The organism is Vibrio sp. 10N.247.311.47 (genome assembly GCF_041467535.1).
Classification (GTDB): Bacteria; Pseudomonadota; Gammaproteobacteria; order Enterobacterales; family Vibrionaceae; genus Vibrio; species Vibrio crassostreae_C.
Genome location: NZ_JBFSUR010000024.1, coordinates 80,112 through 87,551 on the forward strand (window position 1 = coordinate 80,112; position 7,440 = coordinate 87,551).

Sequence of the window (7,440 nt, forward strand, 5' to 3'; positions counted from 1 at the left end):
TATCTTTGCTGTTATACCCATTACAGTTCGCCCCCTTGAACGGTCTGACGTCTTGAACCTCTTAACTCCGACACTCCACTATAATTTTCAATAACATTTCTAACGTCAGCATCAATCGGAACTTCATAGCTATTACTGCGATACACCTCCAAGTGCATCGTTTTTTCAGCAAGCGACACTCTTGCAATATCTACCGGATCAATCTCAATAATGACAACAGCTTGCCCGGTTTCCTCACCTGCGGATGCCGCCGGCTGAAACGTAGAATCGAGATTACCATCATCACCTTTGCTGCCACTCGACGTACCGAGCACCTTAGCTCGCTTAAGAAGCAAATTAGCATTAACACCATTAAAGCCAATACGTCTATCAAGGTCACCGGACAGATTTTCCACCGGCGAGCTTATTGATAACACATCAACATAAATTCCAGGTCTTATATAATCTAATATTAGGTTAGTACTGCTGACTAATAGTGGGTAAGGCTCTTTACCTTCTGATATAAGCAAATCAATATATCCAGGAGAACCTTTTTTATTTTGGTATTCGGGTAAAACCAAATCACCTTGGGATAAATTTCTATTAAGTAATGTGGCTGGAGAAAAATCTAAATTTACATCAGCCTTAATCCCTTCCCCAATGGCCAAACTCTTAAGAATTTGCTCTCTCTTAACCAAAGAAGCATCGATCGGTTTCCCCTTAACGAGTTGGATGTTTGCTCGCCAGACCTGAACGTATTCTTCAGTTTTTTCAACCGTAGGTTCACTCGTCTTATTTAGGTTCTGATATATTCCATAACCGCCGATTGCAACAGCTGCTACAGCAACAAACAGACTGAGACTTTTTTTCATACAAAACCTCCTGTTACAAAATTTTTGAAAATGACCAGAGCAAAACCACTACAGATCGCAACGCCATATGGAATACCTTCATTCGTCGGTTTTAAAGTGCTTAATCCATCCCAAATATTGGAACCATATTTCCCACAAAAATGAAGTAGTAGATAAGTAACAGAAATAACTCCACCAATCAAAATCACCAATATAGTGGCTACAAACATATCGTTCGCTGGTATCGCTAAAGAGAAAGCCAAAATAAGCTTAACATCGCCCCCACCAATAAAATTTGCTAACCAAAAACTAATAAGAACGACACCTAAAACAAAAACAATCAATATCTTACTAAAATCTGAGGTCGTAAACCCTAAAGTAAAAGAAGCTATCGCAATAATTACGACATATAAATTAGGTATTTCTCTCTCCGTTATATCTTTAAAACATATTATCAAACTAAAGAAAATAAGAGTAATAAATGCGGATATATATAACATAATTTACTCTCATAAAAATTTACAAGTAACACTTTATCAAATGAAGTTATTAGCTACCTAATGTCAAATTTCGGTAATATTAGGTAGCTAATCAAACCTAAAATTAGTCGCCAAGGCTAAGATTTGTTTTAATAGTTGCAAACGACGTTTCCAAAGTGTCTACAAAACTAGTCGCATCTGTATAAAAAACTGCGATTAACATGGTTGCCATTGCAACAGCGATTAACCCATATTCAATCGCGGTAACGCCTTTTTCATCATTTTTAAGTTTATTCAAATAATTGAGCATATTTACGTAAAGTTTAGTAATCATGATGCCATCCTTTTTTCATGCTTCTAGTGCAAAGCAATTAGATCTTAGTAATCAGATCACTTTCTCACATTCGGTTACTATCGGTTTCCCCGATATCAAAACCAAAAATACACGCGATTTAAAAGTGGTTATTTTTTCATATTACCTATCTAATTAATTTTAAGGGATTTAGCTTCTAAATTAATATTTATTCTTGAAAATTAAGTTCATTGCACCCAAAGTTAAAATGTGATCTAAATCACACTTTAAATTCAAATAGTGCCAATTCAGATTATTAGTATTAGCCTAATACTTACGGTGCAAAGCCTGTAGGAGGGAGATATGAGGCTCACTTTAGACAATTTAATCTCATTTCATACTGTTGCCTCTGAAGGTTCGTTCAGTTGTGCTGCGAGGAAACTAGGTAAATCGCAATCAACGATAAGTGGAGCGATAAAAAATCTAGAACAAGATTTAGGATATTTTCTTTTTGATAGAGGTGGTCACACCGTATCATTAACCGATAAAGGAAAAAAAATATATGCGCTAACCACACCAATAATAAGCAAACACAAAGAGTTAAGTAACATTGCTAAAAATCTATCAAATTCAAATTTAACAAAAATAAAAGTAGGTATTGACCTACTAATGCTAAATTCAAATGTAAGAAATGCTCTTATTGAATTTTCTGAGGAGTTTCCAGAAGTTGAGATAAACGTTGTAACAAAACCAAGCTATATTTTAGGTGATTATATCAATCGTAAGAAAATTGATATCGCGATAGGAAACCCCTATCACAAAACCATCTATAACTTTAATATAGAAGAATTATTTTTAGTTAATTGCATTTGGGTGGCGAGTAAAGAAGTCGTTCAAAACTCAAAATTCAATTCAAAAAACAATCGATTGTTATTGCTTGATGGATATAAAGATATTATTGATTATTCCATCATTTCAAGCCATAACATTTGGGTATTGGATGATATTAGTACTATCCTTGAACTCTGTAGCGCAGGGAAAGGGATAGCCCTTCTTCCACAGCATATCATTGAAACCAAAACAGTAATGAACAAATTAATAAAAATACCCAGTGATACTCAATTGTTTGGTAAGCAAATATATGCGTCCATGATCTGGCCATTGCACAGTGAGTTTGGAAAATATCATCAGTGGATTCATAACAGACTAAGAAGTACCTATCACCTATGAAACATGAACAACAGCTCTATTAAAATATGAAGTATCTCTGTCTTTCAGCTTCATTGATATTAATTAGTTTTAATAGTGAGATCTCAGCGAAAGTGACTTATATGAGAGACTCGATAAACTCTTATGAAGAACTGCAAGAAAATCAAAGATTGCAGCGAATTGTGGTTCCGAAAAGCAAAAGAATACACGAAATACGAGCTTCCAAAACCGATCCACCCGTACTTCTATCCCATAAAATCACTGACAGCGTCAGCAATAAATATACAATATATCAAACTCACATTGAGCGTTCTGCAACAAAGTGGGAAATTCCATCATCATTAATCGTTGCTATGATACACGCCGAAAGTTTCTTCGACCCAAATGCTGTTTCCCACGCCTCTGCTATTGGATTAATGCAAATTCTTGTTAATGGTGGGGCTGCTGAAGTTTCACGCGAACTTTATGACAATAGACCTATCAGAGCACAAGATCTCTTTATCCCTGAATTCAATATTGATGTAGGGACCGCTTATTTGCATCTCTTGGAGACGAAGTATCTCAACAACATTCGCTCCTCTAGCGCGAGAAGACTACTAGCAATTGCTTCCTATAACTGTGGCTTATCTAATCTAATGAAATACTCCTTCGGTGATAAAGACATCAGTTCATTCTCCAAAAATATCAATAAGTTATCAGTTGATGAGTTATATACAATGCTAACAACACAATTACGTATTGCAGAAACAAGAACTTACGTAGCAAAAGTGTACAAACTAAACAAGCAATACCAAGCCTTGCTCAACTGATGCATATATTCTTATATGGCGATGGCGATCATTAAATTTCTAACCTAAAATTTGAATTGATAACAGCTCTGGTAATTGAATACAGTGGCAGGGTTGTTTCGATAATATCTTATAATAAACCGTGGACTTACACGTAGCGGATACCGAATCAAAAATAGCTGTAATTTCTTATCAATGTGGCTACAAGGATGTGTCGTATTTTTCAAGAATTTTTAAGAAAAGGACGGGCGTAACCCCTGCAAGCTACAGACGTGCCTGCACAGATAACAGAAAACGCTAATTTTACTCCCTAAAAGAAAAAATCATGGTACATTTAACATGATTTTAACAAAAATAACCAAAAATAACTTAGCGAAAAACATGGAGTTAGACAATGATTCAGCCTAACGAGTTTAGCCAAGAACAAGCAACAGCTCTCCCTACACCCAATGACATGATTTTAAAATGGGCAGAAGAACGCCCAGATGAAGTCTATTTGAAACAGATTATTAACCGCCAATTTGTCGAGTTTACTTATAAAGAAGTAGCCGACAAAGCTCTGAAACTGGCGTCAGCATTAGAAGGACTCGGAGCCCAACCTGGCGATCGAGTCGCTCTCGTATCGAAAAACTGTGCAGAGTGGTTCATCTGCGATCTTGCCATGATGTTAGGAGATTTTGTCAGCGTCCCAATCTTTCCAACAGCGGGGTCAGATACCATTCAGTACTGTATCGAGCATAGTGAAAGTAAAATTGTGATTGCGGGTAAGCTTGACGATCCTAAAGCCACTCAAAAAGTACTTGATGACAATCCGAGCTTGGTGAGTATTTCACTGCCATACGACAGCGCAGCGAAGTGCCAACACACTTTCGAGCAGCTCATTGAGACACATGAACCATCAACCAAACGTCCTCAGCATCACGACGATAAGCTGATGTCACTTGTTTACACATCGGGTACATCAGGGTTACCAAAAGGCGCAATGCTCACCTACGGCGCGTTTACTTGGTCTGTTCAAAGGTTGATTGACCATATTGGGATCCAACCTGGCGATCGCCTGTTTTCTTACCTACCGCTTGCTCATATTACAGAACGCGTTTACATCTTTGGTTCTTCAGTAATGGGGGGCGTGGTTACGGCTTTCCCTGAATCTTTAGACACCTTTATTGATGATGTGAAAATGCATCGCCCTACGCTGTTTATTTCAGTTCCTCGCTTATGGACTCTGTTCCAGCAGCGGATCCAAGACAAATTGCCACAGAAGAAACTGAACTTCTTACTGAAGATTCCGTTTATCAACAACATCATTAAGAAGAAACTTGCTGATGGCTTAGGGTTAGACCAAGCTCGCGTTCTTGGATGTGGTTCTGCACCTGTATCACCCGCTCTACTCGCATGGTATGAGAGTGTTGGCCTGCACATTACCGAGGCATGGGGCATGACAGAGTCTTTCGCCTACAGCACGCTCAACTACCCATTCAGAGCCGATAAAATTGGTACGGTTGGTAATGCAGGTCCAGGGATCGAACTCAAAATAGCTGAAGATGAAGAGATTCTAGTTCGAGGCAAAGGCTTATTCTCTGGTTACTACAAGAATGATATTGCAACCCAAGAGTCTTTTAACTCGGATGGTTGGCTTCATACCGGTGATATCGGTGATATCGATAGTGAAGGTTACCTAACGATTCGTGGGCGTAAGAAAGATACCTTTAAAACCGCTAAAGGTAAGTTTGTTGCCCCTGTACCAATCGAAAACAAACTGTTTGAGTACAGCCGCGTAGAAATGATGTGTTTGATAGGTCTAGGCCTACCAGGACCTATCCTACTTGTGGTACCGCATGACTTCCCTAATTTCGATAGAGCTCGCTATGAGAAAACGACAAAGCGCGTTATCGAGAAAATGAACGAGCAGCTCGGTTCACACGAGAAGATCAAAGGTGTATTGATGATTAAGGAACCATGGAGCATTGAGAATGGCGTGTTAACACCAACTCTCAAAATCAAGCGACATATCCTTGAGCAGAAATACCATGAAGTTGGTCATAACTGGCCGAAAGATAAATTGGTGGTTTGGGAAGAATAATTAAAATCGAGAGGGAGCCATTATGGCTCCTTTTTTGGCAGCAAAGTACGCTCAACCTTAGATTAGCCAGTCCCTCCCCTAACACTCCCACTCACTCCCACTCACTCCCAAAACGATTTTTTCAGTTCCTTATCAACTTGTTCCTGTGTAATCCCTACATCTCTCAACAAATACTCTGGTAGCTCAGACAGCTGCTTTCTGGTTCTACGATTTTGAAAGTACATGCCTAATTTAGAATAGAATTTCTTAATTGATAATGATGACAAAAATGAATGGTTGGTATTTGCGGTTGCTGTGATCGTATCCATAACCTTTCTCCTGTTGATCTCTCGCTTTGTTATGGTCAATAATCGACCAATAGAGCAACATCGACAAACGATAGATACTGGCATTCAGTTAAGGAAAACTAATGTGAGAGAGCGCACCCCACCTTTCCAAGGGATATACTATTTTTATACTGCGGCTGAAACAGGCAGTTTTAAGCTTGCAGCAGAAAAGCTATTTGTCACGGCTGCAGCAGTCAGCCAACAAATTCGCCAACTTGAAGAATGGTTAGGCGCAGACCTGTTTATTCGTCAGCACCGAAAAATAGTACTCACTCATGAAGGTGAAGTGCTTTACCTGCAAGCTAAGAAAGGCTTTGCTCATATTCAAGATGGAGTAAGACGAATAAACCAAGACCCCAACCCCACTCAATTGTCGATTTCGACCGTGCCCTCTTTTGCACAACATTGGTTAGTACCTAGAATTGGCGACTTCCGCGACCGTCATCCAGATTTATCGATGTTAATAGAACCGACCAACAAACTGGTTACCTTTGAAGACTCAGCTGTCGATGTCTGTGTTCGATATGGTCATGGTAACTACCCAAATATTGAATCACGTTGGTTAATGGACGAAGTTGTTTACCCTGTCTGTCATCCTATCTATCAAGAAAAATATGGAATCTATGACATCAGCGATCTGCATAAAGCAGAGTTAATTGAAGACCGTTGGCCTGATATGGATTGGAATCTATGGTTAGACGTTGCTGGGGCGAAGGCAGGACGTTCATCATTGCAATTTGACGGCTCACATTTTGTTTTAGAGGGTGCATTATCCGTTCAGGGCGTTGCCTTGGTTAAGCACAGCTTGGTGTATCGCTATTTGCAGGAAAAGAAACTCGTCCGAATCGGTAATATCGCGCTGAAGCCTAAATACAATTACTTTTTATGCGCGCCTCCAGGTTACTTCCATCGAGAAAAGATAAAACGCTTCGAAGAATGGATGCAGACTCAAGTTAAATTGTTTGGTGATACAGGTAGAGAAGAGCTTTCGATTATCCACACCGATTACGAACTCAAATGGTCGGATAATTCATAAAGCGAAACTGGTATACTTAGCTCAAATAAATGGCGAGAACATCTCATGACACAAGACAATAATCCACTTCACGGTATCACTCTACAGAAGCTACTGACTGAATTAGTTGAACATTACGGTTGGGAAGAGTTGAGTTACATGGTGAACATCAACTGCTTTAAAAAAGACCCGAGCATTAAATCGAGCTTAAAATTTTTGCGTAAAACAGATTGGGCTCGTACCAAGGTAGAGCAGATTTACATCGACTTAAAGCGTTAATCTCTCCCTACTTTATCTGTCCCGTGTTGATTAAATACGGGACAACCCCTGTGTCTACTTTTTAGGGGCCATATCAATATCACATCTCGCATCTCGCATCTCGCATCTCGCATCTCGCATCTCGCATCTCGCATCTCGC

General features: G+C 39.2%; 9 protein-coding genes and 1 pseudogene. 6 read left to right on the forward strand and 4 right to left on the reverse strand.

The features are described from left to right. Window positions 1-20 precede the first annotated feature (20 nt). From AB6E51_RS16170 to AB6E51_RS16180, 3 genes are all read right to left on the reverse strand, one after another. Window positions 21-851, reverse strand: coding sequence for a hypothetical protein (locus tag AB6E51_RS16170; RefSeq protein WP_017060821.1), 831 nt, complete (start codon window positions 849-851; stop codon window positions 21-23). Then, complete coding sequence (locus AB6E51_RS16175; protein WP_372057920.1) at window positions 848-1,330, reverse strand: prepilin peptidase; 483 nt, start codon at window positions 1,328-1,330, stop codon at window positions 848-850. Before AB6E51_RS16175 ends, AB6E51_RS16170 begins: the two co-directional genes overlap by 4 nt. Window positions 1,331-1,433: 103 nt before the next feature. Continuing rightward, entirely contained in the window at window positions 1,434-1,643 is a 210-nt protein-coding gene (locus AB6E51_RS16180) for a Flp family type IVb pilin (protein WP_017060823.1), read from the reverse strand. Between the two features lie 321 nt (window positions 1,644-1,964). Between AB6E51_RS16180 and AB6E51_RS16185 the strand changes: the two genes are divergently transcribed. The 4 genes and pseudogenes from AB6E51_RS16185 (at window position 1,965) to AB6E51_RS16200 (ending at window position 5,681) form a co-directional block, all read left to right on the forward strand. Continuing rightward, window positions 1,965-2,831 (forward strand): LysR family transcriptional regulator, encoded by an 867-nt coding sequence (locus AB6E51_RS16185; protein ID WP_017060824.1) that lies wholly within the window; start codon window positions 1,965-1,967, stop codon window positions 2,829-2,831. 101 nt (window positions 2,832-2,932) lie between these two features. Next, a complete protein-coding gene (locus AB6E51_RS16190) occupies window positions 2,933-3,619 on the forward strand; it encodes a transglycosylase SLT domain-containing protein (RefSeq protein WP_157939983.1) in 687 nt (228 codons plus the stop codon). A 136-nt stretch (window positions 3,620-3,755) separates the two neighbouring features. Beyond that, a pseudogene (locus tag AB6E51_RS16195) lies at window positions 3,756-3,899 on the forward strand (helix-turn-helix domain-containing protein); the annotation flags it as partial. 93 nt (window positions 3,900-3,992) lie between these two features. After that, the gene (locus AB6E51_RS16200) at window positions 3,993-5,681 is read left to right on the forward strand and encodes an AMP-binding protein (protein ID WP_372057921.1); all 1,689 of its coding nucleotides are present in this window, start codon (window positions 3,993-3,995) and stop codon (window positions 5,679-5,681) included. Window positions 5,682-5,782: 101 nt separating this feature from the next. Here the strand turns inward: AB6E51_RS16200 and AB6E51_RS16205 are convergent, their stop codons facing one another. Then, a complete protein-coding gene (locus AB6E51_RS16205) occupies window positions 5,783-5,989 on the reverse strand; it encodes a DUF1127 domain-containing protein (protein ID WP_102393184.1) in 207 nt (68 codons plus the stop codon). 103 nt (window positions 5,990-6,092) lie between these two features. On the opposite strand from AB6E51_RS16205, the gene AB6E51_RS16210 reads away from it, so the two are divergent. Both AB6E51_RS16210 and AB6E51_RS16215 read left to right on the forward strand, forming a co-directional pair. Then, window positions 6,093-7,043: a LysR substrate-binding domain-containing protein gene (locus AB6E51_RS16210; protein ID WP_102398358.1), complete on the forward strand. Its 951-nt coding sequence runs from the start codon at window positions 6,093-6,095 to the stop codon at window positions 7,041-7,043. 45 nt (window positions 7,044-7,088) lie between these two features. Continuing rightward, window positions 7,089-7,301, forward strand: coding sequence for a VF530 family DNA-binding protein (locus tag AB6E51_RS16215; protein WP_012604684.1), 213 nt, complete (start codon window positions 7,089-7,091; stop codon window positions 7,299-7,301). Window positions 7,302-7,440 lie beyond the last annotated feature (139 nt).

What these genes read in the sequence shown, in the direction of transcription:
- AB6E51_RS16215 (WP_012604684.1), top strand. Translation starts at nt 7,089, where the DNA reads ATGACACAAGACAATAATCCACTTCACGGTATCACTCTACAGAAGCTA.
- AB6E51_RS16170 (WP_017060821.1), bottom strand. Translation starts at nt 851, where the DNA reads ATGAAAAAAAGTCTCAGTCTGTTTGTTGCTGTAGCAGCTGTTGCAATC.
- AB6E51_RS16175 (WP_372057920.1), bottom strand. Translation starts at nt 1,330, where the DNA reads ATGTTATATATATCCGCATTTATTACTCTTATTTTCTTTAGTTTGATA.
- AB6E51_RS16180 (WP_017060823.1), bottom strand. Translation starts at nt 1,643, where the DNA reads ATGATTACTAAACTTTACGTAAATATGCTCAATTATTTGAATAAACTT.
- AB6E51_RS16205 (WP_102393184.1), bottom strand. Translation starts at nt 5,989, where the DNA reads ATGGATACGATCACAGCAACCGCAAATACCAACCATTCATTTTTGTCA.
- AB6E51_RS16200 (WP_372057921.1), top strand. Translation starts at nt 3,993, where the DNA reads ATGATTCAGCCTAACGAGTTTAGCCAAGAACAAGCAACAGCTCTCCCT.
- AB6E51_RS16185 (WP_017060824.1), top strand. Translation starts at nt 1,965, where the DNA reads ATGAGGCTCACTTTAGACAATTTAATCTCATTTCATACTGTTGCCTCT.
- AB6E51_RS16190 (WP_157939983.1), top strand. Translation starts at nt 2,933, where the DNA reads ATGAGAGACTCGATAAACTCTTATGAAGAACTGCAAGAAAATCAAAGA.